33 protein-coding genes are annotated in these 26,304 nt (G+C 61.8%); 10 read left to right on the top strand and 23 right to left on the bottom strand.

Going from position 1 to position 26,304, the window contains the following annotated elements; translation table 11 throughout:
• Positions 1-32: 32 nt before the first annotated feature.
• The 7 genes from GUI70_RS08830 to GUI70_RS24970 all read right to left on the bottom strand — a co-directional run bounded on the left by GUI70_RS08830 (position 33) and on the right by GUI70_RS24970 (position 7,114).
• Positions 33-425 (bottom strand): hypothetical protein, encoded by a 393-nt coding sequence (locus GUI70_RS08830; protein WP_161881934.1) that lies wholly within the window; start codon positions 423-425, stop codon positions 33-35.
• Positions 422-1,732 (bottom strand): S49 family peptidase, encoded by a 1,311-nt coding sequence (locus tag GUI70_RS08825; protein WP_161881933.1) that lies wholly within the window; start codon positions 1,730-1,732, stop codon positions 422-424. Before GUI70_RS08825 ends, GUI70_RS08830 begins: the two co-directional genes overlap by 4 nt.
• Before the next feature lie 52 nt (positions 1,733-1,784).
• Positions 1,785-3,215: a hypothetical protein gene (locus GUI70_RS08820; protein WP_161881932.1), complete on the bottom strand. Its 1,431-nt coding sequence runs from the start codon at positions 3,213-3,215 to the stop codon at positions 1,785-1,787.
• Positions 3,216-3,218: 3 nt separating this feature from the next.
• Positions 3,219-4,583, bottom strand: a complete 1,365-nt coding sequence (locus GUI70_RS08815) for a phage terminase large subunit (RefSeq protein WP_237724798.1) — start codon at positions 4,581-4,583, stop codon at positions 3,219-3,221.
• Positions 4,580-5,350: a terminase small subunit gene (locus GUI70_RS08810; RefSeq protein WP_161881931.1), complete on the bottom strand. Its 771-nt coding sequence runs from the start codon at positions 5,348-5,350 to the stop codon at positions 4,580-4,582. The genes GUI70_RS08815 and GUI70_RS08810 overlap by 4 nt, the downstream gene beginning before the upstream one ends.
• Before the next feature lie 102 nt (positions 5,351-5,452).
• The gene (locus tag GUI70_RS08805; RefSeq protein WP_161881930.1) at positions 5,453-6,625 is read right to left on the bottom strand and encodes a hypothetical protein; all 1,173 of its coding nucleotides are present in this window, start codon (positions 6,623-6,625) and stop codon (positions 5,453-5,455) included.
• A 360-nt stretch (positions 6,626-6,985) separates the two neighbouring features.
• On the bottom strand, positions 6,986-7,114 hold the full coding sequence (locus GUI70_RS24970; protein ID WP_272952863.1) for a hypothetical protein: 129 nt from the start codon (positions 7,112-7,114) through the stop codon (positions 6,986-6,988).
• A 33-nt stretch (positions 7,115-7,147) separates the two neighbouring features.
• Between GUI70_RS24970 and GUI70_RS08800 the strand changes: the two genes are divergently transcribed.
• Positions 7,148-7,447: a hypothetical protein gene (locus GUI70_RS08800; RefSeq protein ID WP_161881929.1), complete on the top strand. Its 300-nt coding sequence runs from the start codon at positions 7,148-7,150 to the stop codon at positions 7,445-7,447.
• A 396-nt stretch (positions 7,448-7,843) separates the two neighbouring features.
• Here GUI70_RS08800 and GUI70_RS08795 read toward each other — a convergent pair whose 3' ends face one another.
• From GUI70_RS08795 to GUI70_RS08785, 3 genes are all read right to left on the bottom strand, one after another.
• Positions 7,844-8,737 carry a DUF2382 domain-containing protein gene (locus tag GUI70_RS08795; protein WP_161881928.1) on the bottom strand — a complete coding sequence of 298 codons (894 nt, stop codon included), beginning with the start codon at positions 8,735-8,737 and terminating at the stop codon, positions 7,844-7,846.
• 194 nt (positions 8,738-8,931) lie between these two features.
• Positions 8,932-9,258, bottom strand: a complete 327-nt coding sequence (locus tag GUI70_RS08790; RefSeq protein WP_161881927.1) for a hypothetical protein — start codon at positions 9,256-9,258, stop codon at positions 8,932-8,934.
• Positions 9,259-9,475: 217 nt separating this feature from the next.
• Complete coding sequence (locus GUI70_RS08785) at positions 9,476-9,679, bottom strand: hypothetical protein (protein ID WP_161881926.1); 204 nt, start codon at positions 9,677-9,679, stop codon at positions 9,476-9,478.
• A gap of 120 nt (positions 9,680-9,799) precedes the next feature.
• On the opposite strand from GUI70_RS08785, the gene GUI70_RS08780 reads away from it, so the two are divergent.
• From GUI70_RS08780 to GUI70_RS08765, 5 genes are all read left to right on the top strand, one after another.
• Positions 9,800-10,069, top strand: a complete 270-nt coding sequence (locus tag GUI70_RS08780; protein WP_161881925.1) for a hypothetical protein — start codon at positions 9,800-9,802, stop codon at positions 10,067-10,069.
• 13 nt (positions 10,070-10,082) lie between these two features.
• Positions 10,083-10,433: a hypothetical protein gene (locus tag GUI70_RS08775; protein WP_161881924.1), complete on the top strand. Its 351-nt coding sequence runs from the start codon at positions 10,083-10,085 to the stop codon at positions 10,431-10,433.
• 182 nt (positions 10,434-10,615) lie between these two features.
• Positions 10,616-10,828 (top strand): XRE family transcriptional regulator, encoded by a 213-nt coding sequence (locus GUI70_RS08770; RefSeq protein WP_161881923.1) that lies wholly within the window; start codon positions 10,616-10,618, stop codon positions 10,826-10,828.
• Between the two features lie 175 nt (positions 10,829-11,003).
• Positions 11,004-11,129 carry a hypothetical protein gene (locus tag GUI70_RS24965; RefSeq protein ID WP_272952862.1) on the top strand — a complete coding sequence of 42 codons (126 nt, stop codon included), beginning with the start codon at positions 11,004-11,006 and terminating at the stop codon, positions 11,127-11,129.
• A gap of 244 nt (positions 11,130-11,373) precedes the next feature.
• Complete coding sequence (locus tag GUI70_RS08765) at positions 11,374-11,571, top strand: hypothetical protein (RefSeq protein WP_161881922.1); 198 nt, start codon at positions 11,374-11,376, stop codon at positions 11,569-11,571.
• A 138-nt stretch (positions 11,572-11,709) separates the two neighbouring features.
• Here the strand turns inward: GUI70_RS08765 and GUI70_RS08760 are convergent, their stop codons facing one another.
• From GUI70_RS08760 to GUI70_RS24290, 4 genes are all read right to left on the bottom strand, one after another.
• Positions 11,710-12,096, bottom strand: coding sequence for a hypothetical protein (locus GUI70_RS08760; RefSeq protein WP_161881921.1), 387 nt, complete (start codon positions 12,094-12,096; stop codon positions 11,710-11,712).
• A gap of 33 nt (positions 12,097-12,129) precedes the next feature.
• Complete coding sequence (locus GUI70_RS08755; RefSeq protein ID WP_161881920.1) at positions 12,130-12,276, bottom strand: hypothetical protein; 147 nt, start codon at positions 12,274-12,276, stop codon at positions 12,130-12,132.
• Between the two features lie 295 nt (positions 12,277-12,571).
• The gene (locus tag GUI70_RS08750) at positions 12,572-12,805 is read right to left on the bottom strand and encodes a hypothetical protein (protein ID WP_161881919.1); all 234 of its coding nucleotides are present in this window, start codon (positions 12,803-12,805) and stop codon (positions 12,572-12,574) included.
• Positions 12,802-13,062: a hypothetical protein gene (locus tag GUI70_RS24290; RefSeq protein ID WP_237724797.1), complete on the bottom strand. Its 261-nt coding sequence runs from the start codon at positions 13,060-13,062 to the stop codon at positions 12,802-12,804. Before GUI70_RS24290 ends, GUI70_RS08750 begins: the two co-directional genes overlap by 4 nt.
• A gap of 475 nt (positions 13,063-13,537) precedes the next feature.
• Here GUI70_RS24290 and GUI70_RS08740 point away from each other — a divergent pair, with 475 nt between their 5' ends.
• Positions 13,538-14,803 (top strand): GGDEF domain-containing protein, encoded by a 1,266-nt coding sequence (locus tag GUI70_RS08740; RefSeq protein WP_161881918.1) that lies wholly within the window; start codon positions 13,538-13,540, stop codon positions 14,801-14,803.
• 122 nt (positions 14,804-14,925) lie between these two features.
• Here the strand turns inward: GUI70_RS08740 and GUI70_RS08735 are convergent, their stop codons facing one another.
• The 7 genes from GUI70_RS08735 to GUI70_RS08705 form a co-directional block, all read right to left on the bottom strand.
• Positions 14,926-15,198, bottom strand: a complete 273-nt coding sequence (locus GUI70_RS08735; RefSeq protein ID WP_161881917.1) for a hypothetical protein — start codon at positions 15,196-15,198, stop codon at positions 14,926-14,928.
• A gap of 14 nt (positions 15,199-15,212) precedes the next feature.
• Positions 15,213-15,800 carry a hypothetical protein gene (locus tag GUI70_RS08730; RefSeq protein WP_161881916.1) on the bottom strand — a complete coding sequence of 196 codons (588 nt, stop codon included), beginning with the start codon at positions 15,798-15,800 and terminating at the stop codon, positions 15,213-15,215.
• Position 15,801: 1 nt separating this feature from the next.
• Positions 15,802-16,062: a hypothetical protein gene (locus GUI70_RS08725; protein WP_161881915.1), complete on the bottom strand. Its 261-nt coding sequence runs from the start codon at positions 16,060-16,062 to the stop codon at positions 15,802-15,804.
• Positions 16,059-18,296, bottom strand: a complete 2,238-nt coding sequence (locus GUI70_RS08720) for a phage/plasmid primase, P4 family (RefSeq protein WP_161881914.1) — start codon at positions 18,294-18,296, stop codon at positions 16,059-16,061. Before GUI70_RS08720 ends, GUI70_RS08725 begins: the two co-directional genes overlap by 4 nt.
• Before the next feature lie 107 nt (positions 18,297-18,403).
• Positions 18,404-19,036 (bottom strand): hypothetical protein, encoded by a 633-nt coding sequence (locus tag GUI70_RS08715; protein ID WP_161881913.1) that lies wholly within the window; start codon positions 19,034-19,036, stop codon positions 18,404-18,406.
• A gap of 222 nt (positions 19,037-19,258) precedes the next feature.
• The gene (locus tag GUI70_RS08710) at positions 19,259-19,552 is read right to left on the bottom strand and encodes a hypothetical protein (RefSeq protein ID WP_161881912.1); all 294 of its coding nucleotides are present in this window, start codon (positions 19,550-19,552) and stop codon (positions 19,259-19,261) included.
• Positions 19,549-19,686, bottom strand: a complete 138-nt coding sequence (locus GUI70_RS08705; protein WP_161881911.1) for a hypothetical protein — start codon at positions 19,684-19,686, stop codon at positions 19,549-19,551. Before GUI70_RS08705 ends, GUI70_RS08710 begins: the two co-directional genes overlap by 4 nt.
• 44 nt (positions 19,687-19,730) lie before the next feature.
• Here GUI70_RS08705 and GUI70_RS08700 point away from each other — a divergent pair, with 44 nt between their 5' ends.
• Positions 19,731-21,098, top strand: a complete 1,368-nt coding sequence (locus GUI70_RS08700; protein ID WP_161881910.1) for a recombinase family protein — start codon at positions 19,731-19,733, stop codon at positions 21,096-21,098.
• On the opposite strand, the gene GUI70_RS08695 is transcribed toward GUI70_RS08700, so the two are convergent.
• Positions 21,085-21,564, bottom strand: a complete 480-nt coding sequence (locus GUI70_RS08695; protein WP_161881909.1) for an Lrp/AsnC family transcriptional regulator — start codon at positions 21,562-21,564, stop codon at positions 21,085-21,087. The genes GUI70_RS08700 and GUI70_RS08695 overlap by 14 nt on opposite strands.
• 229 nt (positions 21,565-21,793) lie before the next feature.
• Between GUI70_RS08695 and GUI70_RS08690 the strand changes: the two genes are divergently transcribed.
• The gene (locus GUI70_RS08690; RefSeq protein ID WP_161881908.1) at positions 21,794-23,221 is read left to right on the top strand and encodes a KamA family radical SAM protein; all 1,428 of its coding nucleotides are present in this window, start codon (positions 21,794-21,796) and stop codon (positions 23,219-23,221) included.
• Positions 23,222-23,277: 56 nt separating this feature from the next.
• Complete coding sequence (locus tag GUI70_RS08685) at positions 23,278-24,663, top strand: acetyl ornithine aminotransferase family protein (RefSeq protein ID WP_161881907.1); 1,386 nt, start codon at positions 23,278-23,280, stop codon at positions 24,661-24,663.
• 62 nt (positions 24,664-24,725) lie between these two features.
• Here the strand turns inward: GUI70_RS08685 and GUI70_RS08680 are convergent, their stop codons facing one another.
• Complete coding sequence (locus GUI70_RS08680) at positions 24,726-26,285, bottom strand: DAK2 domain-containing protein (protein ID WP_161881975.1); 1,560 nt, start codon at positions 26,283-26,285, stop codon at positions 24,726-24,728.
• Between the last annotated feature and the right edge of the window lie 19 nt (positions 26,286-26,304).

Below are 26,304 nucleotides of genomic sequence, written 5' to 3'. Positions count from 1 at the left end.
ACGGGCGGCTGGGAAGGTTTGGCGGGAGCGACTCAGAGTCGATTGACGGCGATATAAACCACGCTGCTAATCGTCTGGCTACCCAGGACGTTGACGAGCAGACTGCCAGCCGTGCCAGCGGTCACCAGCTTGCCGCTGCCGTCCCCTTTGCCCTGGAGTCCGGCGGGTCCGAGGATCACGCTGCCGGTCAGCTTGATGACGGTGACTTCCTCGAAGCTCTGCACCCGGCCCAGCTGGTCGCCGTCGATGTTGGTGACCAGGCCGATGGGCAAAGCCCCGTCCGCGCCGCGAATGGCTTTGTTGGCCACGGCAGCGTCGGCGGTGACCACGTCGCCCACCACCACGGCGTTGTCGATGATGAAGGTGATGCCGTTGCTGGGGTCCTGGCCGCCGTGAACCACGTTGCCGATTCGAATGCTGTTCATCGTTTCCCTCCAAGCCCGAAGGCGCTGAGTTTGAGCTTCTGAGCGGGGGCGGCGGTATTAGCGGGCGCTTTGCTCTGCTGCCCGGCGGGGAGAGTGTCGCGGCGGGCTTCGAGGCGGGTGATCTGGCCGCTGATGCGCTCCAGGGACTGCGCGGCGTAGACCTCGCGGGCATCGTCGGCAGCCTGAATACCTGCGGGGTCGTTGCCTTCCATCGTGATGGTCAGCGCGTGCAGGCGGTCGAGCTGGGCTTCGCGGTAAACAGCGCCGTCTTTGGCCTGAGCGGCCAGGGCGGTGAGGTTGGCGGGCTTGCCGGGTTCTTCGCTGAGGCCCAGCGCGGCGAGCATATTGGTGCGTTCGGTAGCAGCAGCGGTTTTGCGCTGTTCCTGGATGGCGCCCTGGATCTGCTCCGGGGTCGCCTCTGCGCTCAGGCCGAGCATGGCAAGGACTTCTGGGGGCACGAGGCCACCTCCTGGGGTCTCTACCGCTGCGCTGAGGCGGGTAGGCGATTTGGCGGCGGGCCGCTGGGCATCGGGCTGGGCACTGAAGGCTCCAGCGAGGGCTTGCTGAACGGTGCCCACCGCATCGGCCAGGCCCACGTCCACGGCGGCCTGACCGATCCACGTTCGTCCCGTGGCCAGCAATTGCACCTGGGCAACGGTCATGCCGCGCCCCTTTGCAACCGCTTCGACGAACTGGTCGTGGAAGGTCATCAGCTGCTCGTTGTAATGGGCGAGCGTGGCATCGGTAATGGCCTCACCCGGCTGCCCGAGAGCTTTCTCGACACCGGAGCGCAGCACATGGGTCTGCACACCGTCCTTGGCGTTCTTCTCGCTGGTGTCCTTGAGGGCCATGATCACGCCGATGCTGCCCACCGTCGCGCCAGGGTCGGCGATGAACTTGGTAGCCTGCGCGCCGATCCAGTACGCGGCACTGGCCGCCATGTCATCGGCAACAGCCACCACTTCCTTCTTGCTGGCGGCGTAGGCCACGGCGTCACCAGCGGTGCGGGTCCCGCTCACCGATCCGCCGGGGCTGTCGATGCTCAGCACGATGCGCGAGATGCTCGGATCATCGGCAGCGCGCCGCATGTTCGCGGCGAAACGCTGCGGATCGGTATACCCGCTCATGGTCATGTCCCCACTGGCGCGGCTGAGAATCACGCCGTGCAGGTTCATCAGGGCCACCTGCTGCTGAGGAGCCTCTGCGCCAGAGCCGTAGTCCTGACTAGCGGCACGCAGCTGCTTCTCCTCAGCGGAGAGGCGCACCCCGGACAGGTGCGCCTCGATGATGCCAGTCATGAGATTCATTCCGGCTTCGGTAATGGCCCACGGCGTGCCGTACAGGGCCCGCTGGATTGATTCAAGGTTGCTGATTTGGATCACCTCCTTGTTGGGGTTTCACGTCTTCTTTGATGCTCATTGGGGGCGGCGCGGGCTTGTTGGCTTCACGCCAGGCCAGCACCTTCTGCGGATCGAGGTCGAGGCGAGCGGCGACCATCTGGGTGTACTCGGGGCCGAGTTGTTCCATGTAGATCGCATCCGCTTGAGCTGTAACGAGTTCGGCGCGGGCATGATCGAGCTTGAACGGGTTGGGTGGTGCGACGAATCCCAGCTCTACGCTCGCTGGGATTCCAGCCAGCCGCAGGTGCAGATTCATCACATGCTCGACCACGCTGCGGGCCACGATCTGCAGGTTCTCCGCATGCGAGAGCAGGATCGGGTACATGACTTCGGCCAGGGCTTGGGTGGTGCCCTCGGTCTTCCCGCGCAGGAAGGGTAAGGTCATCAGGCCGGACCACAAGCGCATGTTGTTCATGGCGTGCAGATCGGCAATGCCGCCAACATTGCTGGTCAGCGGGACGGCGCGGGAATTGACGCCGTCAGGCACGACCATGGCCCCTCGGCTGCGTGCTTGGGTGGCAATTTCCAGGTAAGCCGTGAACCACATGGCGCGCCTGGTGCCGTATTCCGGGTCTGCTGTGCTGTCCAAGCCGAGATCGTCGAGCGTTGGAGGGGGCACGCCAATTTCCAGGAAGGGCCCATCACTGATCATGTTGATGATCTTGTCGGTGCCGTTGACGAGCGTGAGCTTGCGCTCGAGTTCAATCAGGGCCGAGACCATCACGGGGGTGCCGTGCGGATCTCGGGCGTGCTGGCCGAACGGGCTGTAGACGTAGGTGCGGGGGTCGAGGTCGGTGCCGTAGAGGGTCTGCCGGTACACCCGAGCGTTGCCTTCACGCAGGATGGTGATCTCTTCGGCGGGGACGATTTCCACGCCAGCCACACCGCCACGGCTCGGGAACGGGTAGGCTTCCAGGCTGCCTGCTCCGGCTTCGAAGGCCTCGCTGAGCTGGTGGTTGATCAGCTCGTCCCAGCCTCGGAAGTCACCGAGTCGCTTTTCGAGCTGATCGAGTTCGCGCTTGGCCTGCGCTTTGGCCCGGTCGGAGCCGGTGAATTGCAGGCTGTAGCCGGGGTTCGCCAGGGCGATGATGTCCCGCTTGGCTCCAGCTGCGTCGCTGTCAGCCTGGCAAGCGTCCCGGCAGAGTTGGATCACCTCCTGACGACTGCGGCCTGCCAGGAGCTCGCTGGGCCACCACCACCCGGCCGCCATGTCGGACGGGCTGCGGGACAGCCTCCCCTTGGGGAGCGGAGCCTGCTTGCGCTGAGCGTTGGCCAGCACCACCGGCACCAGTGTCGGCATCGGGCTGATGGGCGAGGCGCGTGCGGGAGAAGCGCGAGCGAGGGGACGTGGGTACTTCTCCGCCAGCACCTTGTTGAGTTCATCGGCCATAGATCACCTCCTTGCAGGTAGGACGGACAGAACGGCTTGCATGGCAGCCATAGCGTCACCTGCCGTCCGTGCCGGCTTCCGTTCACCGAGCTGGTCGACATACGCGCAGGCGTACCTCATCGTGTCCATTCCGTGATCGTCACGTTTGACCGGCGCTTCTTTCTCCGTGACGCCCGCTTTCGAGGTCGGGTAGACGTAGCCGGGCAGCTCGTCGTAGGTGTTGGTGGGCTTCTTGGCTTCCACCAGGTCCACGTCGGTCTCGACCAGGACGCCGCGCATGATGGTCAACCTGGGCTTGCCGTCTTTCGCGGGGCGGATGCGGCCTTCAACCGCTTGGATGCCGGTCGTCACCGCCTTGTAGGCCGGGAGGGTCGAGCAGCGCAGGTACCGCTCCAGCGTGGCGCGGTCTTCCGCGTCGTGATCGCAGATGGTCGCCTCGTAGCGCTCGCTGCCGCTCAGTTCCCGGATCTGGGCGGCGTGGTCTTCGACCAGGCGGTGGGTGAAGTAGATTTCGCGGTACAGGAACATTCGCCCGTCCGGGTCGATGGCCCACCACTGGCAGACGAAGGGGTTGGTATACCCGAAGTCCACCACCCGGATCTTGCTCCAGGCACTCGGCGGGTCGAAAAACTCAACCAGGTTCAGCTTGTCGTCCCAGTCGCTGTAGACCATGCCTTCAGCGGCCACCCACTGGCCTTTACGCAAGCGCTGGTAACGCACGCCGGTGAGGTTGTCGAGTTTGGAGATGTAGTCCTGGCCGTAACCCGTGAGTTTTCCCTGCCGGTCGAAGAGTCGTGGGTTGTCCTCGTGCTGGCAGAGGATGCGGCGGGCCTGGCCACGCTTCATCCGCACGTTCAGCCAGTGCCCTGGTGCACCCGGGTTGCAGTCACCCAGCAGCTGCTGGTACGGCATCACGCCGTTGCGCAGGCGGGTGGTCATGGCTTCCCAGTCCTCTTCGTAGAACTCGGTCGCCTCGAAAGCGCAGATGATGTCGTATTCGCTGGACATGATCTTGATGGACTTATCCATGCCGCCCACGACGATTTCGGAACCGTTGGGATACGTGTAGGACTGCCTGACCCGGCGCTGCTGATTGGTGGTGTCGCAGCCGGGGTGGACATGCTCTTCCCAGGTGACGAGGGTGGTGTCGGTCAGGCTGGCCCGCGTTTTGCGGACGATCAGCGCCCGCATGCCGGGGTATTTCAGCGCCAGGGCGTTGAGCTTCTCCAGGATGCCTCTCGATTTCCCAGTGCCGGCCGGGCCATCGAGCACCACCTCCGCATCGCGCGCGAAGAACAGTTCGCGGGCCGCACCGAGCGGTTCGTAGAGCAGTGCTCCAGCGGGAAGCGGCTCTTGTAGGGCGGTCACAGGGCGTCCTCTGGAATGCCCACCAGGAATTTGAGTGGCGTGCCGTCCGGGTTCTCCAGGGAGAGCCGGTCACCCCACAGCCGGTAGTGCTTCCCGAGCAGCTCGCGCGCCGAAGCCGCATCATGCAGCTCGATTTCCAGCCCGAACTTCGTCTCCTTCATCTTCTTGATGAGGTGGAGCTTCCCGGCGTCGCGCGCCTTCTCCAGGTCGATCCTGACGACGGTGCGTTCTTTCCACTCGACATCGATGAGCATCTCGGTACTGGGCTCTTTTTCCGGGTCGCCGGCATCGGCTTTCTGCATCACCCGGTTGCAGCGCTTCTCCAGCCGGCGCAGGCGCTTAAGTTCCTGGGCGATCCAGTCGCCGCGCTCCACGCTGGCGCTGTCGAGTTCCTCGCCGTAATAGACGATCTTGTCCTGAATGAGGTCGATCGCGTCTTCGGCATCCATGTAGACCGGATCGGTGTACGGCACGCGCTCGATGCTCAGAAAATCCTCGACGGTCGCGGCGGCCACCTCGGCTGTCCGGGCCCGGACCTCGTGTTTCCCCATCGTCTGCTCGAAGCCAGCTTCGATAGTCGCGAGGATCTCAGGTTTTCTCAGGTTTTCGCTGCCGATCGAGTAAGCCGTTTCCTCGCTGTAGCCGGCCTTTTTCGCGGCTTTGGTGGCGTTCGGCTCCTGAACGTAGTACTTGACGAATTGTCGCTGCTTACCGGTGAGGTCGGCCAGGAGCTGTTTGTAGGTTTTGGGCTGGTCGACTTCTGGCACGATTTCACCTCCTTCGTGCATGGCAAAGCCCCAGCCTCGCGTCTGCGGGTGCTGGGGCTGGGGGCGCTGCTAGTAAAAGATGCAGCTCCTGAAAAATACGGCCTACAGCATGCGCATCACGATGGGACAATTGACGACCACGCCGCTGGAGCCGAACTTCGTGCCGCCAGGGCCGGTAATGAAGCCTTTCTGCACCAGCGAGAGGTATTGGAACTCGTCGATGATGCGTGAGCGGTAGCCTTTGTTCACCGCGTCCGCCGTCCAGACGCCCACATTCACGTCCCACAGCGGGCTGTAATCGGTAGCGACGGTCGGAATGCCGCCGAGAACATTGAGGGGACCGTCCGGAGCCTTGTCGCCCAGCGCGCTGTTGAGACCCTGGCGCTGTGGGTTGTCCAAGCCCATCGGCCCGTTGACGGTGGTAAAGAGGCGCTCTACTGCGCTGAACGCCCCGTCGTCTCGGCCCACCAGGGTGTCTTGCAGCCCCGGCGCAAGGGTCACATTCTCAATGGACGCCACGGCAGGGTCACTGGCTTCCATGCTCAGGTACGAGACCGGTTTGCCAAAGCTGAAACCTGGCGTCAGGGCCAGCGTCACAGTCTGGTCGTCGGGGCAAATCTTCAGCACTTTGTCATGCACAAGGTCATGGTTGACGCCGCCATCACAGTTGTTGATCTGCGCGGCACTGACGTTGAAAGCCACAATCGGCGCGTTGTAGATGTGGCCACCCGCGTTGGTGATCGAAATGATCGGGCTGTAATCACGGTCCCCGACGCCGCCAGGCTGAAACGCTTTGGGCGGAAAGAAATCCGGAGCGTCGCCAGGGGTAACGGCGTGCTTGGGCGCAAAATTCACGGTGCCGCGTGAAAAGGTCAAGCTGCCGTCTTTTTCCAGTTTGGCGGGACGGGCTGAGCGTGCCGTATTGCCGTAGGTGAGTTTGGACGAGTAGTTGAGGCCCAGCGCGTTGGCGTTGCCCTGATCGTCGGTGTCGGTCAGGATGTACCACACCGAGCGACCATCTTTCATCTGGCCTTTGTAGAGCGGCAACGTCACGCTCTTGCCGTCACTGCTGACTTTGCCCGCCCTGAGCAGTAGCAGGGGCCCGACGAGTTCTTTCTGAAAGCTGGAGGGCGCTGGTCCCTGATAATCCTGGCTGATATTTGAGCCAATGGCTGAGGGCGGCGGCGTGATGTCACTGGCATTCTGGGCCAAGCTGCTGGAAGCTGTGAGCGCCAAACTGGCGAGCAACATTCTGGATGAACTGGGGAAAATCATACGATGAGGCCTCCTGACGCCAAAGCTGCGTCTCTTTCGACAGCTTTGAATGGGTGTCTGACATTTGGATAGGCTTTATAAAATTTCTTGACCGGTCTTATTTAGAGATACGTAGCTGCTTTCAGGAAGGTTCATTTTGAAATTGTTTTGGAATTTTATCTAACGTTAATGAATGAACGGCTGTTCTGACACAGAAGTTCAGGCTTCGTGTCGAAGGTGCACAGCAGGACGTTGCGTTGGATGAGCGATGATGCAGTGGTCAGCCACGAAAAAGCCCCCACAATCGCGGGGGATACCGTCAACTTCACTCGGTTGATTGTTTGGATAACACCAGCGTACCGGCGAGCTGTCACGGTGGCGTCACACGCACAAGCCTTCGCAGTGGGTGGAACTGTACTTGAGATCGATGTCGTCAAACTGCCGGTGCTTCGAAGCGAGGGCCGCGCCCAGCTCCTCGGCAGTCTTGTGTTTGGGTGAAGTATCGGTCATGGGCGCGGTCACCTCCTGGGAGTAGGGTGGGGGATGGAAAACATCAAACTGATGAATCTGCTAAGCGTTGACGAATACACCGTCGAGAAACTCAACGAACTCCAAGCGTTAGGCGTACGGTTCGAGGTTGATGAAACAAATCGAGAAGTTGTTGCGAAAGATTCTCGCGTAGGAAGGCCCAAAGAAGAAGATCATGAACTGGCTCGGCAGAAAATAGAAGATTTTAGAGATATTTCCATCAAAAGAGAGTCAGCGCGTCTTTTTCTTCTAAATACCTCAAGAGCGTATTTTTTACTTCAGCCCCTCATTGATGTCGCACCTAAAGAGACTTAGTTTCAGCTCCTCATTCCTCCCAAGCTGCTTAAATCATTTTCTTTTGTGGCGAGGGCCGCGCCCAGCTCCTCAGCGGTTTCTTGATTGGCGTCGGTCATGGGCGGGGTCACCTCCTAGGAGTAGGGTAAGGATGTGGCAAATCTTCAGCGAATAATTCCACGCCGGGGCACGGGTGTTCAACTTTGGCGGCGTGTTTCCCCTCACTACTTGAAAAAGCCCCCGCAGGCAAGCGAGGGCCAGTTCAGTGCGCAGGCTCATTAAGGATCACAAATGCTGAGCGTGGTGATCAATATGTCATTCATCTCCACACTCAGCGGACGCTAAGCTCTCTCAGGACTGGGTGACTCCTCGTTCAATACCTGCTGAGGAAAGAAGGAGCAGCCGCTACTTAAGACGTTAGGAAGTCGTTTTGGGATTGGTCATGGAAGTCTGATCGCCTTCCACACGAACTTCGCCCGTCTTCGTCACGTCCAGAACCTCTCGGCCGACGGTTTCCGTCACTGTCTGGTTTTCCGTCACGGTGCGCTTGCCCAATCCGATCTCTTCCGTAACGTACGCTTCCTTCCCGATCTTGGCACGCTCAGCTTCGAGATCCACCTGAATCGTCTCACTTGCTGAGCCCAGCACCACGCCCTCAGCAGCAACGCGAGTCTCAGCGACCGGATGACGCTCGATGACAACCTCCTCACGCTGCAAAGCCACATTGACCTGCTCCTGGCGGGTTTCGACGTGCTTGCTGATCTCGATACTGCCAGCCACAAAGCGGTCTTTGTTCACCACCAAGCGCTCTTCGAGGAGCCGCAATTTGTCTGGCGTACGCAGTGCTTGCTCACGGTAGCTGGTCTGGGCCTCATCCTGAATGTCGGGTGATGTGGCCTGCACATTGGTCTGGGCAGCATGAAGAACGCGTTCCCCGCTTGCTTCAGTCGTCTGCGCTCCACGCAGCACGCGCTCGTCTGCTTCCTGCGCTGCTGGACCGTAGCCCTCTTCGAAGCTGTAGGTCTGCATCCGCCCCACCTGTTCGGTGGTGAGCTGATCGAAATACACCCCCTGGTCATCGATTCGGGCGTTACCGACTGGAATCAGGACTTGCTTGGAATTGGCGTCAATCAGAAAGTAGCGGATGAGGCCCGTGTCGTACTCTACTAAGGCGTCTCGAACGGTGCCGATTCGCTCGCCGTTAGTGCCGTAGGCGGTATCACCAGTTGGATCGTAGACACCTTCGGCGCTGGTGTCATAGCTCTGATCACGGGTCAGATCGGAAAGGCGGACAAAGTCGTTTTCACTCATAAGGGGATCCTCCAAACAGCGACTAGGACTACGGCGCGTTTCGAGCTGTAGTGTGCCGATTTTGAGTGGTTTGGAGCTGAAGCGAAGGAGGGGCGTTCCTACACTCAGCCTTATCCTTCTATTTATCCTCAGGGCAAGGCGAGGGAACATCTCGAGCGCGGCCCTCGGCTCAGCGCCGGGGCACGGCTGGAAGGTTACGCTTCGGTGATCTCGCCGCCGTAGGGCTCGAAGTCGGCGAAGTGATCGGTCGGGATGTACACAATGTCAGTGTGGTCCAACCAGATCACCACGAGTTTGCTGTGCCACTCTTCTTCCAGGGCTGATTCGATCACGCTCAGGCTGCTGTGAGGATCAAGGCCCAGTTGCTCAGCGGCCTCGCGTATGAAGTCGGCATTCGATTGGCCCGGATCCGAACGCTCGGGGTCGCTGAGCATCAGCGCTTTCTCGATGTCTTTATCCCAAAGCAGTTCCTGTAGATCGAGGAGGCGGGGGTCTTTGAACTTCCGGGCGTCAATCGTCATGGTCTGCACCCAGAAACGGTAGCAACTGCGCCCCGAGTCGCGGTGCAGGGTTCTTTAATGCGCTCTTTCGTTACGCTCGACGAACCTGCGGTGGCGAGGTTGGAGGGCCGCGCCCAGCTCCTCAGCGATCTTCGGGTTGGCGTCGGGCATGGGTGCGGTCACCTCCTGGGGCAACAAAAACCGCCCTCTTCAGGACGGTTGGACAAGCGAATTGGGTTTACGCAGCCAGCAGAGCTTGGATCACGTGCGGGCTATGACCTTCAGCAATCTCGCGAGCGATCACGACCCGAAACTCGTTCGCAGTCTCTAACCCGATTTCCTCCACCAGCCGGAGGAAATCCAACTGGGTGAATTGTTTTTCATTTTGAGGCTGGCGATAGAAAAAGTAAGAAACAAGTTCCTCAAGTTGAAGGTGAGTCATGGCACTTCGTACTTTAACGGGTCATGGTGACAAAAGTGTCACAGCCATGAGTTCCCGTAATGCAGGCAGGTTGAACCATTCAGGTCACAGATGCGGTCGCCTCCTTTGGTAGTCTGGGGAATGGACAAGTGGCAAATTGATATGGGCACTGTGAGACAACAGCTCACCGGGTTTGACGGCGGCAACGCCTTATCACTGACCGCGCTCAACGCTTTAGAGGCTTGGGGCGTACGGGTGACGTGCTGGGCTGATGATCAGATGCGCTATCAACTACGGGCGGAACTTGATGGGGAGATGGTCGAAACGCAGCTTCAACGAGAAATTACGTTTGCCATGACCGTGGAGTTGCAAAACCTCACGCTGCCACTCGTCAACGCTCGCAGGAACTGACCGACTTGGTTGGATGGATCGTTTTGGGCCACTGGCGGGAGCAGGTCTGTGGCTTATGCATCTTGAAGTACTCTGGGGGATGAGTGAATCGGAAATCCGCATGGAGCAGTTGCGCCAAGAACTTACTGAGCAAAGCGGCGGCAAGCCTGATGAATTCACCTCACTTGAATTCTTGTTGGGTAAAGGCGTGATCGTGACCGCGTGGGTTGATACTTCACAGCAGCGGTACTTGTGTGGGGAGATTGAGGGACATAAGTTCAAAACGAAGCAGGCTAGGCATTTCTCCTACGCGATGCTTAAAGAGTTGGTAGACCTTGCGACGCCTTCAATCAATGAGCAGGAGTCCCGCAAGAACAGCCCGTAAAACTAGCTCAGTAGTTCCTTTAGGAGCCCACAAATCAGTGTTCTTCCCCGCACCTGTCTAAGCAGGTAAAACTTCCGGATGCCGTGCCATGCTCGCCAGTTCGCCTTCGCCTCTTTGCTCTCGCGGGTGTTCGTGTTCATCGGACTCCAATCAATGCCCGTGACGGGCACTAACCTCTGGCCATGAGCGAGGAATCCAGCTTCAAAGCCGCCGTGGAAATCGCCCTTGACAAGAAGGGAATCAATGTTGATGACCTTTCAGCCAGAATGGGAACGCACAAAAATATGCTGATGCGACTCATTAACGAGGAGCACCCGATCAACCCCAGTCCGTTACTGCCCCGTCTCCTTGCGGCGCTGGACATCGAAATAGAAATCATTTACCGGGTGAAGTAGGTCTCGACGAACTTGCGGTGGCAAAGCTGTAGGGCCGCGCCCAGCTCCTCGGCGGTCTTGGATGGCTTGTCAAACATGAGTGCGAACACCTCCTTTAGGATGAGGAGTGGATAAAGACGCGAAGGTGTACACCGTCAGGAGTAGTCGAATTAACTGGCACGGATCAGGAGCGGGGATGAGCTCGGCGGAGCAATACTTCGTTTCGGTCAATGGCGTCGGGAAGTACGTTTTTGATCTTGAAGATCAAGGGGTCGACAGCAGGGAAAAAGCGATCGCTCTCGCCAAAAAGCTTAAAGGGTGAGTCTCTAAGCCTGATACCTTTGGTGGGAACATCCGGATTCGAACCGGATCGGGCTTTGGCACCCGCTATCACCGCTCGCTGCCGTTGCCGTTCCGCCTGGATTCCCGCACGGGCAACTCAGTCCTCACCGTCGCCGTCGCTCCGGCTGCTGCCTATTGGGAGCGGCTGAGCGAGCAGGTCTCGCTGAGCCTTAATCCTTCGAGAGAATCAGAATTCAGTATGTCGTTTTTCTGAGAATAGGTTCATGGTGATGGACACTGCCCGGTATAAGGATCGATTGATCGAAATCCAAAGCCACCTGTTGGCTGAAGAGGAACCGGAGCTTTCGATGATCGAGATTTACGTCGATGGACAGTTGGTCAATACCACGCTTTTCGCTGGTGATGTAGGGCATCCCCAGGTTTACTTGAGAGCAGGCAAAACCTACATCGATCGACTCTAAGTGAACAAGGTGCTCCAGCTGGGCGACTCGATGAACCGAGTCGCTCTAAGTGGGACGATTGCCTAAACAAAAGAAGCGCCAACCTTTCGGCGGCGCTTGTATTTTTTACTTTTGTGGAACTCTATCAAAACAGTACCTTTATTCCACCGTAATTTCAACACCGGGACGCTCCATAACCTGCCGGCAGTAGGGCAGAAACTGCTCAGCGCGTTCGTCGCATACCTGAATTGCGAGAGTGAGCACCGCCACCGCGTAGGCTGCATGACGTGGCGCATCGGGTTGCCAGCGCCCGTCCTCCCTGAGGAGCGTCTGCGGCGTAACATTACCGCTCCGGATGCGCTCGAGCAGCAGGCCAGCGGCGCGGGCTTCCCGCACACCACTCTCGGCCATGCGGGTGATCAACCGCCCAACCTCTACTTCGCTCACCTCGCCGATCGGCGTTCGGAGCACCGTGGCCTTCTCCGGCCCGCCCTGGCCCATCGTGCCTTCCGGTTCCCAGCCGGGCCGGTACTGGGCATAACTCATCTTGGGCAGCCGGTTGACCACCATCCGAACTTCTCAGCGGTTGAGGGCTTGGTACCAGGCCTCGGCATGTTGCCGCGCCAGCTGGCCCTGCGGCTGTGGTTTGATGCCGCGCGACTTGGCCACATAGCGACGGCGCTGTTTGGGTTGTGTCATCAGGTGGGCCTCCAGGGTCAGGGTCATGCTTGGGTTTCGCTGCGCGACTTCATGGTCGAAGTGAAAGTAGACATTCCAGCTTAGACATCCGCAGAAGTCGTTTAAGCTTGTCTATGGCTACCTTGCGGCGTCTGAAGACGTTGGAGATCTCCCACAACCCATTTGAAGACATCACTGTCTGGCTGCAAAAATCCGAGGCGGCCCCGAAAGAAGGTGAGCAAGTCGCGTTGGACCGAAGAGCCGGAACATACGTGGTTCTAGAAGCAAAGATCGATCACCTTGGTCCCTTTGTCCTTAAACTGCGCCAAATCAGATCAGAACCTCAATTGCCTTGAACTTCTTCTCCAAGTTGCCGCCCGATCACGAACAGCAGCGGGTAGAGGCTGTCAGTGAAGTTGCGCCAGGGATCGACGTGAATCACGGGTGGCAGCAGCGCAGCCGGCAGTCGAGGAACCAGCGCGCCGACGCTGGGGCTGAACACGATCTCCGGCACCGGGCGGGGCTGCTGCGCCTGGGCGATCAGGGCGCGGGTGAGTTTGCGGGAGCGGTAGCTCATTCGAGCCGCCCACTGCCGGTCACGTCAGCCAGGAACTCTTCAAGCGTCTGCCAGTACGGAGCGCGGCCGCTGGTCGGCAAGACACGCAGCCACCAGTCGGAGCGCAGCCACCGGTGCGCGATCACCGGCAGCTTCTCCGGCCCCGCGTCGCGTCTGGCCTGCGCCTCCCAGTCCCTGAGTTGAGCGGGACGGGTCATCTGGCACTCGCGGTAGATCTTGATTTCCCAGTGGACGAACGGCAGGGCGGGGCAGCGCACGTCCGGACTGTCTGAGCCGCCCGCGTGCTGCTATCCGCGCGTGGCGGGGAACCCGGCGTCGGTGAGGGCGCGGGCGAATTCTCGCTCGCCCTCTTTGCCCTTTCGGTTGCCATTTACGCGCTTCTTGGGTGTAGACTCACCGCTGCCTCCGTTTGAGCGCGACGCGACGCTGCTCACGGAGGCTTTTTGCTGCCGGATCTCAAGAGGCGTAGACTCGCCTCTGCCTCCGCTTGAGCACCCTGCCTCGCTCGCGGAGGCGATCTTTTGGCGGGTCATGGCTGCGCCTCTGGGTCTTTGGCAACCAAGGCGAGCACGTACCATGAATCCGTCTTCAAGCCCATGACGGGGAAGCGCCGAAGTTGACAAAAAAAAGACATTAAAAGAACTTCCTAAAGTAAGACTTTAGAAACTTCTCAGGTGTTCTACTCGGCCCAGACCTGGTGCGGTCGTTCTGCGCCTTCTCTGGAGACCTGCTGTGGAGACTGCTCTGACCCACATTCCCAACATGACACTCCTTTCTGGGACCCTGGGCATCATCACGTCCCTGATCTCTCTTTTTACGTTGGGCATCGCCTGGCTTCGGCCCTCGTACCCTGGCTGGCGCAGCTGGTCGGTGGGCCATGCCGCCTTGGTCCTGGGTCTCTTGGTCGGTGTCGTCCGAACGCCGCAGATCATGTTGTTGTCCATCGTGCTGGGAAACGGCCTGGTCATGATCGGAACCGGCTTGTTCGTGGATGCTTTTCAGCGCTTCGGTGGTCAGCAGCCCACCAAAAAGATGGTGTGGGGGCAACTCGTGAGCACAGCGGTGGTGTTGCTGATGCTGGTCGCCTTGACCGTCTACGACAATCTTACGGCCCGGTATCTGTTGGTGACAGGCTACTTGCTTGTGCAGAGCATGTTGCTGGTGCAGTTGTTCATCCGCCGCATCGTCGCGCACCCTGGCCTTCGCAGTGCTTATCTGTTCAACTTCGCTGTTCTGATCATGGTTCAAGTCCTGAGCTTGCCCAGGATGCTGATGCTTGCTTCCGGGAAGCATCCTGAAGCAGTCTTCGCTCTGAACGTGCCCAATCTGCTGATGTACTTCTCTGTTCTGCTCTTTTCGGTTGGTGGAACCTTCGCATTCTGGATTTTGCACGATGACCGCCGAAAGCATGAAGTTCAACAACTGCATCACAAGATGACCGCCTTGGCATACAACGATCCACTGACCTCGGTCTTGAACCGCCGCGGCCTGTGGGAAGCGTTCGGCTGTTGGAGTCAGGCCGAGGTCGGAACCTCCTCGGTGCTGGTGGTCATGGACATTGACGGCTTCAAGGTGATCAATGATCAACAGGGTCATCAAGTCGGCGATCAGCATTTGAAAGATCTGGTCCTCTTGCTTCAGGAAATTGCCCAGCCAAAGGACCTGATCGGCCGCTTGGGCGGCGACGAATTCACCTTGCTGCTCAGCGGCCCGGTGGTCCAGATGACACGGCAACTGAACGTTTTGGGGGGCATCTTGAGCCAGGGGGTAAGTGGTGCTCTGGGCTTCTCGGTCAGCTTCGGTCATACCGACGTGGAACGCTTCGAGTCGCTGGATGACGCGCTGAACCGGGCCGATCAAGCGATGTACCGCAATAAATTGGCCCGTAAGTTGATGTTGCCTGCTCATGGCCCAGCAGTGGATCTTGCCGTGGACGAAATCAGCAATGTCTCTGGACGGAGATCGGTTGCCCGTGGGCGCTATCGGCAACGTCATTGAGTGGAAGGGGGGTGCGATGTGACCGTCCCATTCACCTCCCTGCGCCGCTTTACTCAGCTCTCGGTAACCAAGAGGCTCGAAGCTAGAGCCTCGGCAGAGCTTTCTGGGCGTTCTGATTGCAGTCATGGCTGCACCTTTGTTGGCGCAAGGGCGGCAGCCAGTTCTCGGAGGTATTCAGGCGTGAGCGCGTAGAGCGCGCCTTCAAGACTCACCCGGCGCTCCTGCCCTGCAGCAATGAGGTGCGGCGCAAGCTGACCTTGGCTGTAAAGCCAGACTTGCCACCTGTGCTTTGTGACCTCATCTTTGAGATCGGCCATCATCGTCAGCACTTCAATAGCGCTCGGCTGGCTGTCATTTCCCGAAAGTGGGGAGTCATTAGAAGTCATTTCACTCATAAATCAGGCCCTCCTTAAAACGGGGCGACATCGAGGTCGAGCAGTGGCAGCTTCAACATCCGGTTGAGGTAGACGACGGCTAGGGCGTTCAGGTGGAAGTCCTCGCTGGCCGGGTGGTGGAAGACCGGCAGGGCGTTGGGCGGCGTGTCTGGCCTCGCGTCTTCGTCTTGCTCGGTGGTCAGCGTTTCGATGCCGCACCACTCGTAGCCCATCTCCAGCTGGGTGCCGCCAGTGCCGGTGTAGGTGTAGCTGGCGCAGCTCTCGGCGTAGGCGGGCCAGGCACGGGTCCGCAGCAAGTCCACCTGCTTGTCCCGCTCGGCGAACAGCGCCAGCCCGTCCTGGGATTCCAGCCGCTTGAGGTAGGCGCAGAGCCGGGGCAGGCGCTGGGCTTCGTAACCTTTGGGGAATTTGTAGGTGTAGGGGTCGCCGTTGATCCAGTACAGGCCGCAGTGGGCGGCGACGAAGACGTAATTGAGGAACGCCAGTTCGTCCGGGTCGACCACGTTGGTCTGCGCTTCACCGGCTTCCGCCTGGAGCTGCTGATCGAGCGCGGCGAGGTTGATCTTTCTGGTGGTGCGGGCCACTTGTGGGGTGATCGGCATGTTATTGGCCTCCCTGTTGCAGGTTGGTGGCAGGTTCGCAGGCAACCTGCAACAGGCTGAACGCCGTGCTGGCGCTCGCTGTTGCAGGTGTTGCAGGTATGTAGGGTTTTTTCGACTTGCTTCCATGCGCGTGCGCGTGTGTATGCGAGGTATAGAAATAACCTGCCACACCTGCCACACCTGCAACCGATATGTGTAGGACGGTGTTTTTCTGTGGCAGGTTGGAAATGAACCTGCCACAACCTGCAACACGGTCTTTCACTTGGCTTCCTTTTTTTCCCAGTCGTAGGGATGACTGGCCAGGACAATGCCGTTAAAAGTGGTTCCGGCTCTCTCGCGGACCCGTTTAACCTCTTTCCCAAAGTGCTTCGCCGCTGCGATCAGGTCACGCGGGAAGCGGGTCGAACTGACCGGACGGTGGCGGGTCTTGAAGCACCACTCTTCGTAAGCGGCGTAGAGTTCGCCGCTCTTGATCTCGCCGCTGGGCGCGCAGGATTCGCGCAGGAACTCGATGACCTTGTTGCTCTCTTCGACGATCTCGCGGGTCAGATCGTTCAGGCCGTCACCCGGGAACTGCATCGCACCGGCTTGGAGGCTACGCAGCCCGTCGATCATCCAGTTGAGCACTCCGGCCAGCTCGTCCGGCGCGGTCAGGCGGGCCTCCAGGAGGGGGTCAGGCGTGGCCGGCTTGACGTTAAAGGCGACCGGAAGGAAGCGGCGCATCAGCGACGTGTTGGTGGCGTCGTCGCCCAGCAGCGGAATGGTATTGCTGAGGATGATCAGCTTGGTGTCGAGCTTGACGGTGTACGGCGTCTTGTTCTTGACGTCCACCGCGATCTTGTCCTCGCCAGTGATGCGCTTGAACGGCAGCCAATCGACGTTGCGCTGCAACTCGCTGACCACACACATGCGCTTCCCGACCAGCGTGCCCACCAGAAAGGAACCATCGCGGATGTTCTCGAGCGCCGAGCCAGTGGCCAGACTGCCCAGCACCGCTGAGAGGATGCGGGTGAAGGTTGACTTGCCGGTGCCGCCCTCGCCCACCAGCAGCAGGGCACGCTGCGGACTGGTGTCGCCGGTCAAGCACAGGCCTGCGAACTGCTGCAAGCGCCGCCGGTCTGCCGCGTCAGGAATGGCTTCGAAAAGAAAGTCGAGCCACTCGTAAGGCACCACGCCGGGCCGGTAACTGGCGGCACTCTGGATCGTCGAGAAGAACTCGGGCGAGTGTTCGTGCAGCGTGCCGCTGGCGAGGTCGAGCAGGCCATTGGTGACATTCAGGTGGTACGGCCCCAGATCGACGTCGAGCGCCCCGATGTGTTCCTCACGGGCCACCTTGTCGAGCACGTCTTTCAGGCGGGCGCTGCCGAGGTCAGACAGTCCCTTCGCTTGCAGCACCAGGTCAAGGCGCTGGAGCATCACCTCGTCGATCACTTCTTCGTAGACCCCGGCGCGGTACTGCCACCAGCTGCGCCACACCTGATGGAACTTGTAGATGTGGCCTTGCTCCAGGCACCAGGTCAGGAAGTGGTCGCGCAGCTCGACCAGTGTGGGCGCGCCGTCCTTGCGCTTGCCGGGAGGAAGCGGCTTGCCGTCTTCGCCCATCACGGCGGCGGACTTGCCGACGCGCATGCCGGGCCGGTCGCGCTGGGTCAGCTCGGCCCAGGGTTGCCGCGCTGGCTGGCGGTAGACGCTGCGGGCCGCGTGCATGGCTTCTTGCAGCGTGAACGGGTCGGTGCTGCTGCCCACGATGCTCTGGAACTCGCGCATGACGCTCTCGGCTTCATGCAGCGGATAGCCGTTGTCGCGGACCTGACAGGCCAGCTTGAAGGCGGTGTTGTTGCGTCCCTCCTGCATGTCGGCGCGGCTGAGCACCACTTCCATGATCTTTTGCGGACTTGGCCGCCCGGTGCTGCTGCGCGGGGCCGTGTACGCCACGCTGGGGGCAGCTGGGGCAGCCGGTAGGGAAAAGGCGCGGGCAATATCGGCGAGGGCGTAGAGATGCCCAGGGGCGCAAAGCAGACGAGTCGGTACCGCGCCATTCTTGTGGTGGGTGAAGCCCGGCACCCGCATCACGCGGCTCAGGCCCTTGCAGTCGTTGGGTCGACTGCCGACAGCCTTGGCGATGGCTTCCTGCTGGCGGTTGAACTCGACGTTGTTCAGCTCTGGCGACTCCGAGAGCAGCCAGTAGGTGTGGAACTTGCCGGGGCTGCTCTCGACGATGGTCGACGGGACCAGCGGCCAGGTGCTGGGCAGCTCAGCCCCGTCGAAGTCGCTGAAGTACGCCCGAATGCGTGTCACGTTGTCGTTGCTGCGCCCGGCCCCGTCGCCTTCGTTGATCATCAGGAAGATGCCCGCACCGCGTTCGTTCAGCCCCACCAAGGCATCGGTGCTGTACTCGATGCGCGCCAGGGTCGGGTCGTCTTTGCGGTCAGCGAAGGTCTGGAACGTCTGCTGGCCTGGAAAAAAAGACAAAAAGCGGGCGGTGTCGGGATTCATCCCGCCGCCCCTTTACTGCCGGTGTACTGCTGTGTCAACATGTTGGCACCTCAAGTAGGACGAAGCCCCGCCCCGCCGGCACAGCACGGCGGGGCTTCGGTTTTGGGTCAGTAGCCGAATTCCGGCTCTGTAGTGGCGTTCCGGCGCTGCGCGGGTGGCGGGTCGAGCAGCTGCCCAGACTCCGCCTCGACTGCGGCGGCCTTCTTCTTCTTGCCGCCCGCGCTGGGCAGCGGCGAAGCGCCAGCGGCGGCGCAGGTGTTGTAGCCCTTGGGATTCACGCCCAAGGTCAGCTGTGCCTGGCGTCCGAACAGGCTCTCGCCGTCGAAAGTCAGCGCCTTGACTTTAAAGAAGGCCGGCCGGCCGTTATCCAGAACGTCGGTGACCGCATCATCCAGATCGTCGTAGTTCTCGATGCCGTCGCGGATGTCGATGCTGAGCCGGTGCGCGTCTTCGTCCGTCAAAGGGCGGCCCACCAGGGCGCTGAGGCGGTTGGTCCACTTGGCCTTGTCGTTGAGCTTGAAGCCCAGCGGAATGCGGATAAACGAGTCACTGAAGGTGTCACCGTCCGCGTCCGCCCAGACGAACCGCGCTTGAGGGTATTTCTGGGACTTGTCCTCATACTCGCTGCCCTGGTCAATAACGATTTCCTGCAGAGTGAAAACGTAGGTGCCGGGATCGCCCTCGAAGCGGTTGGTGTCGTCACTGCTGCGGCCTGCGCTGGGTTGCATCTTGATCGGCATGTTGGTTCTCCTTGTGGCCCGTCGGTGGTCGGCGCTGTGCCAGTGGTCGCTGGGCGGTGGTGAGGCGAGAGGTCAGCGGACTGTCTTGGCGTGATTAAGGGAATGCGCCAGCCCTCCCGAGGGGTTACTGGAGGCCGCCGCCCGTCTCGCCGTTGATGAAGAGCAGCAGCAGGCAGACCACGACGAACAGCGCCACGGCCAGGCCGCTGGCGAGGTAGCGGATCACTGGGCACCGGCCAGTGTCAGCATCTGCTCGGTGTCCGCCAGTTCGCGGTAGGTGGCGCGGCCCTCGCAGATGGCGACGCAGACCTGCTCCAGTTGGTCCTGGGCGCTGCTGGTGGGCGGAGTGGCGATGAGCCGGTCAAACTCGCGCCCCGCGTCATTCATCATCTCCACGATTCCCGGCACGCTCAGGGCGCGCCTCGCCTCGCCGATCAGGGCGATACTGTCGGCCCGGCCCAGGTGCCCGTGCTCATGCAGGCGCGCTTCGATCTCCGCTAGCTGCTCGGGGTTCACTGGGCCACCGCCATGTACCGCCCATCGGTGCAGGTGCGTTCGCCGCTGCCGTCTTCGATCAGGCAGGGGTCGCCGGGCTTGGTGTTGCGGCTGCTGATGTGCCGGTCGCCGCACCTGTCGCACTTGAGCTTCATGCCCAACGCGGCCAGGTTTGCCGTTTTCCCTGGGAGATCATGTCATGAAGCCTGCTGCCTTCTACGCCCGCGTCTCCACCAGTCCGCAACTGGAGAAGTTCGGCCCCCAGGTACAGCGCGAGGCCGCCCAGCGCTACGCCGCACGCCTGGGCCTCGACATCGTGCAGACTTACGAAGACGCCATTACCGGCACGGCGGCACGGCGCGAGGCGCTCGACCGGCTACTGACCGAGGCCGTGCGCTACCAGGCGGTCATCATTTCCTCAGTGGACCGGCTGGCCCGCCGCGTGCCGATCGCATACGGCGTGCTGGGTGAGCTGGCCGAAGCGGGACTCGAGCTGCACTCGGCAGACATGGGGCTGATCGATCTCGATGACGAATCGAGCAGCATGCAGTTCGGCATCCGCAGTCTGTTCGCCGATGTCGACCACCGGCGCATCTCCAAGCGGCTGGAAGCCTCACGGGTCAGCAAGGTACAGGGCGGTTCGCCCGTCCAGCGCCTCAACGGTTACGGCTGGCGGCAGGGCGTGCGGGACGAGGCGGAAGCGGCCTGGGTCGTCTACATGTACCAGCAGATCATCCATGTGGGCGCGCGGATGCTGGTGGCTGATCTGACGGCCAGGGGCGTGCGGACCCGGCACGGCGCGGCGTGGGGCGAGTCGCGCCTGCGGTCGCTGCTGCAAAACCCCACCTACAAAGGCCAGTACCAGTACGGGCGGCGCAGCGGCGGCCGCGGCCGCGTCAAGGCTGTGTGCCAGGTCGAAGCGCTGGTCAGTCCTGAGTTGTGGGCCGCCGCCCAGGACGCCATGTCACGGCGCAGCCTCAACACCGGCAGACGCGGGGGCAGATCGGACGTGTACCCGCTGCAAGGTCGCCTCACCTGCGCCGAGTGTGGGCGGGCCATCGGTGGGAACACCACCATCAAGGCCAATCGGCCCTACCACTACTACGGCTGCGCCGACCGCTGCAACGCCGAGCGTACCTGCACCCACCGCAAGCTCTACCCGGCGGCGTCGGTTCATGCTTTTGTGCGGGGCATTCTGGAAGAAGCCAGGGAGAACCCGGCCTCGCTCGCCGAGCTGGTCCAGCGGCCGGCCCCAGCTGCGCCTGACCTGGCGACCATGCACGCGGCCATAGACCGGAAGCTCAGCCGCCTGGAAGCCGCCTACGACGCCGGAGCCTACACCGCGCCCGAGTACGCCGAGCGCCGCGCTGCCCTCAAGCGGGAGCGGGAAGCCCTGAGTGTGCTGGAAGCGCCCACTGCTCAGGCTCCAGCTGACCTCGCCGCTGTGCAGGCGGCCGTCGGGCACGCGCTCAGCTGTGCAGACCTGCTGGACGTGGCCGAGGCCTTAAACCTGCGCGGCGTGCTGGGCAGTGGGGGAGAGCTGACGCTGAGCCTCAACCCGCTGTAGGCTTGCTGCCCGGTATCGTGAGGCGAGTTCGTAGGAACGACGTGCTCAGTACGATGGAGGTGTCGCAGGTAAAGCCCATCTGGATCAGGTCGCCAAGCAGGTCTTCGAGCGCCGCTACATCCGGCAGCGCCACCTTGAGGATGCAGGAATTATCGCCGGTGACCGAATGGCACTCCAGCACGCCGTCATTTTTTTGCGCCCAGCGCAGGAGTTCGGGGTCGCGTTTGCCGCTGTCGCGCACACCCACAAAGGCGGTGATGGCGCGGCCCAGTGGTTTGCTGGCAATGCGCGCGCCGTAGCCCAGAATCACGCCGCTATCTTCCAGCCGCCGCACCCGCTCGGTCACCGCGGGGGCCGACAGCCCGACCCGGCGGCCCAACTCGCGCATCGAGAGCCGGGCATCCTCCTGAACTTCCTGCAAAATGCGCTGGTCGAGCGAGTCCAGCGTGCCGCCAAAAGTCTTCATCCCGCAAGTTTAGCGTCTCTCCTTTCAAATGAAAAGGAGGGCGTGCCGTTTGACAGGGATTTGGAGTCATTTTCCCCCCATTCGGAGTGTCGACGAATCTTCCAATTCGCCGCGCAGGCGCTTACTCTGGAGTTCAAGAACCTGTGTGCCCTCCCACCCAGCGGGCGTTGACCGCTGATCGTCCATGCTCCTCTGTAGATGCCGCTTTGAGTGCGGCAGGGGTCTTCTTATGCCGCAACATCAGATTCATCCTCAGGCCACCACCGACTCGCAAGTGATGCTGCCGCGCGGCCACCGCGCCGCCAAATGGCAGGATGTGCCCGACACCCAGTGGTTCGACTGGAAATGGCAGCTCAAGAACCGCATCAACACCGTGCCGGAACTCGAAGAGGTGCTGAGTCTCACCGAGTCCGAGCGGGCCGGGGCCAGCGCCGAGGGCATTTTCCGTCTCGACATCACGCCGTATTTCGCCTCGCTGATGCACCCCACCGACCCGACCTGCCCGGTGCGCCGTCAGGTCATTCCGACGCACCACGAACTCGAACCATTCACGTCAATGATGGAAGACTCGCTCGCCGAGGACAAGCACAGCCCGGTGCCGGGGCTGGTTCACCGCTACCCCGACCGGGTGCTGATGCTGGTGACGACCCAGTGCGCCAGCTACTGCCGCTACTGCACCCGCTCGCGCATCGTGGGTGACCCCGCCGAAACGTTTAACCCGGCCGAATTCGAGGCGCAGCTCAACTACCTGCGCCACACCCCGCAGGTGCGCGACGTGCTGCTGTCGGGCGGCGATCCGCTGACGCTCGCGCCCAAGGTGCTGGGCCGGTTGCTGAGTGAGTTGCGGGCCATTCCCCATATCGAGATCATCCGCATCGGCACCCGCGTGCCGGTCTTCATGCCGATGCGCGTCACCGACGAGTTGTGTCAGGTGCTGTCTGACAATCACCCGCTGTGGATTAACATTCACGTCAACCATCCCAAGGAAATCACGCCGGAAGTGGCCGACGCCTGTGACAAGCTGACCCGCGCCGGGATTCCGCTGGGCAACCAGAGCGTGCTGCTGCGCGGCGTCAACGACCATCCGGTCATCATGCAAAAGCTGCTGCGCGAACTGGTCAAGATCCGGGTGCGGCCCTACTACATTTATCAGTGCGACCTCGTACACGGCGCGGGCCACCTGCGCACCACCGTCAGCAAGGGCCTGGAGATCATGGAGAGCCTGCGCGGACACACGTCGGGCTACAGCATTCCCACCTACGTGGTGGACGCGCCCGGCGGCGGCGGCAAGATTCCGGTCGCGCCGAATTACGTGCTGTCACATAGCCCCGACAAGCTGATTCTGCGGAACTTCGAGGGCTACATCGCCGCTTACACCGAGCCGACCGACTACGTGGGACCGGACATGGCCGTGCCCGCCGAGTGGCAGCGCTCGGAACCCGGCCAGAGCGGCATCTTCGGCTTGATGCAAGGCGAGCGCCTCAGCATCGAACCTGCCGGATTCAGTGACACCCACCACCGCCCCGGCGCGGTCAGCCACCGCTTGAATTCCCGCGAGGACAAGTGGGCAGCCTACGGGGTGGGTGCGGCCAGCATCAGCGACACCGCCCCGGACGGCCAGATGAACGTGCCGATTCCAGTGCATAGCAGAGACTGAAGCGTCGTCCCTCCGTTGCTCACGCCCCGCCTTCGTGTCCATTTCTAGGAGCCAGCATGACCACCCTGGATCAACCCAAAACCAAACCCCGCCAGCCCGTCCTCACGACCTCGCTGCCCGGCCCCAAGTCTGCCGAGATCATGCAGCGCGACGCCGCCGAACTCTCCACCTCCTACATGCGGCCTTACCCTTTCGTCCCCGACCACGGCGAGGGTGTCTGGCTCACCGACCCGGACGGCAACACCATGTTGGACTTCTTCGCGGGGATCGCGGTGAGCACCACCGGTTACGCCCACCCGCATGTGGTCGACAGCGTCACTGCCCAGATGAAGAAGTTCGCCCACGTCTGCCTGACCGATTACCCGCAGGAAATTACGACCAGGCTGGCCGAGCGGCTGGTCAGGCATATCGAGAAGCCCGGTGAAAAGTGGCGCGTCTTCTTCGGCAATTCGGGTGCGGAAGCGGTCGAGGCGGCCATCAAGCTGGCGCGCAACCACACCGGACGCAGCCACATCATCAGCACGCTGGGCAGCTTTCACGGACGCACCTACGGCGCGATCACCCTGACCGGCAGCAAGACCAAGTACAAGGCCGGATTCGGGCCGCTGCTGCCCAACGTGACCCATATTCCCTACCCGAATCCGTTTCGCCCGCCGCTGGGTAGCACGCCGGAAACCTGTGGCGACGCGGTGCTGGCTTACTTAGAAACCCTCTTCAAGACGGTCATTCCGCCGCAGGAAGTTGCCGCCTTCATCATCGAGCCGATGCAGGGCGAGGGCGGCTACATCGTTCCGCCCGCCGGATTCCTGGCCAAGCTGCGCCGAATGGCCGATCAGCACGGCTTCCTGCTGATCTTCGACGAGGTGCAGGCGGGCATGGGACGCACGGGCGAGCTGTTCAGCTTTCAGCACCCGGCCGTCGGTGAGGCCGTGCAGCCCGACATCGTGACGCTCGCCAAAGGCATCGCTTCGGGCCTGCCGCTGAGCGCCATGCTCGCCAAGGAAAGCGTGATGACCTGGGCCCCCGGCTCGCACGGCTCCACCTTCGGCGGTAATCCGGTGGCGGCGGCGGCGGCCCATGCCACGCTCGATCTGCTCGAAGGCGTGGTCAAGCACCCTGGCTGCGGCGACTCGCTGATGCGCAACGCTGCCGAGGTGGGCGCGTACATCCTGGCCGAACTCAGGAAGATGCAGGCCGAGTTTGCTTTCATCGGCGACGTGCGCGGCGAGGGGTTGTTCATCGGCATCGAGTTCGTGGGGCCGGACGGCAGCCCCGACGGTAAGTTGCGCGACGCGGCCAGCCAGGCGATGTTCGAGCGCGGCCTGCTTAACCTCGACTGCGGCGAGAGTGTCATCCGGGTCAGCCCGCCGCTGATCCTGACCCGCGAGGACGCGCAGACCGGCGTGGAGATCATGCGCGAGGCGCTGCGTAGCCTGAGCTGAGCGGCTCGAAAACGAAACCGGGGCCGCATAAGCTGGCCCCGGTTTCGCTTGCTGCTCCCGCGTTATTCCAGCGTCACCAGATAGTCGTACAGGTCTGGTCCGCCTGCGTGGGTTTCCACTTCCGAGTCGGGAAACGCCTCGCGGATGCGCCCGGCCAGCGTGTCGAGGTCGGCCTGGGTTTTTTGCGGCCCGCCGAACACGGTCACGATCTCCTGGCCCTGGTGGCCCTGCATCAGCATCTCCAGCACGGCGTCCTCGGGCGTGCCGCCCGACTGCACCAGCTCGTCGTCTTGCAGACCGATCACGTCGTTGTCGGCAATCGTCAGTTCCTTACCGGCCGACGTGGTGAGGGTGGTGGCCCGGCTGGCCCGCGTGACCTCGAAGGTGGTTACTGCTTTGGCCGCTTCCTCCATCTGTGCAGCCAGCTCATCGGCGTTCTGGTCAGCCTGGAAGCTGAGCGCCGCGCCCATGCCCTGCCCCAGCGTGCGCGTCGGAATGATCACGGCGCGGCCTTCGAGCAGCTCGGCGGCCTTCTGGGCGGCCATCAGCACATTCTTGTTGTTGGGCAGCACGATCACCTTCTCGGCGCTCACGCTGCGCACCGCGTCCACGATGTCCTGCACGCTGGGATTGGCGGTCTGTCCGCCCGAGACGATGCGTGCCCCCAGCGACCGGAACAGCTTGACCAGACCGTAGCCGCTGGCCACCGCCACCAGACCCGAGGGCGGCACTTCGGCCTCGGCCCGGGCCGCCGCACCCGCCATGCCCAGAATCTCGGTGTGCTGCTCGGCCATGTCTTCCACCTTGGTCTTGAGCATCTTGCCGTAGCGGCCCACAGCCGCCAGCAGCTCGTCGGGCTGGTTGGTGTGGATGTGGCCCTTGACGTAGCCCTCCGCGCCGACCACCAAGAGGCTGTCGCCAAACGGCGAAACCAGTTCGCGGATCTCTTCGATGGGCTTGGTCGCCTCGCTCATCAGAAACTCGGTGCAAAACCCGAACGCCTCGTTCTCAAACTGCTGCTGGGCGTAGCTGCTGATTTCGGGCGCGGGCGGCAGTGACTCGCCCCGCAGCTGACCGAGCATTCCCTCGATCAGGTACAGGTAGCCTTGCCCGCCGCTGTCGACCACGCCCGCCTGCTTGAGTGCCGGGAGCATGTCGGGCGTTTTGTCGAGCATGCCCTGCCCGGCAAAGAGGGCCTGTTCCAGCACCTGATCCGGCGTTTCGCCCTTCGCACCTTCGGCCACGCCGCGCGCCACCGTCAGGATGGTGCCCTCCACCGGCTTCATGACGGCCCCATAGCCGCTTTTCTGGGCGGCCTGAAGCGCGGCGATCAGGGTTCTGGCGTCTACCTGGGCGATATCTTTAATGGTCTCGGCAAAGCCCTTGAGCAGCTGAGAGAGAATCACGCCGCTGTTGCCGCGTGCGCCGAGCAGCGCGCCGTAACTGATGGCGCGGGCCACGCTGGGCATGCTGGTGGTGTCGCAGGTATCGAGTTCGCGCCGGACCGACTGCATGGTGAGGTGCATATTGGTGCCGGTGTCGCCGTCAGGCACCGGATAGACGTTGAGGGCGTTGACCTGCTCGCGGTAGACGCCCAGCCAGTCGGTGGCGTACCTGAGCATGGCGGCCAGGTCGGCGGGC

Source organism: Deinococcus alpinitundrae, from assembly GCF_009982895.1.
GTDB lineage: Bacteria > Deinococcota > Deinococci > Deinococcales > Deinococcaceae > Deinococcus > Deinococcus alpinitundrae.
The sequence above is the reverse complement of the archived record's forward strand: the minus strand, read 5'-3'. Positions and strand labels throughout refer to the sequence as shown.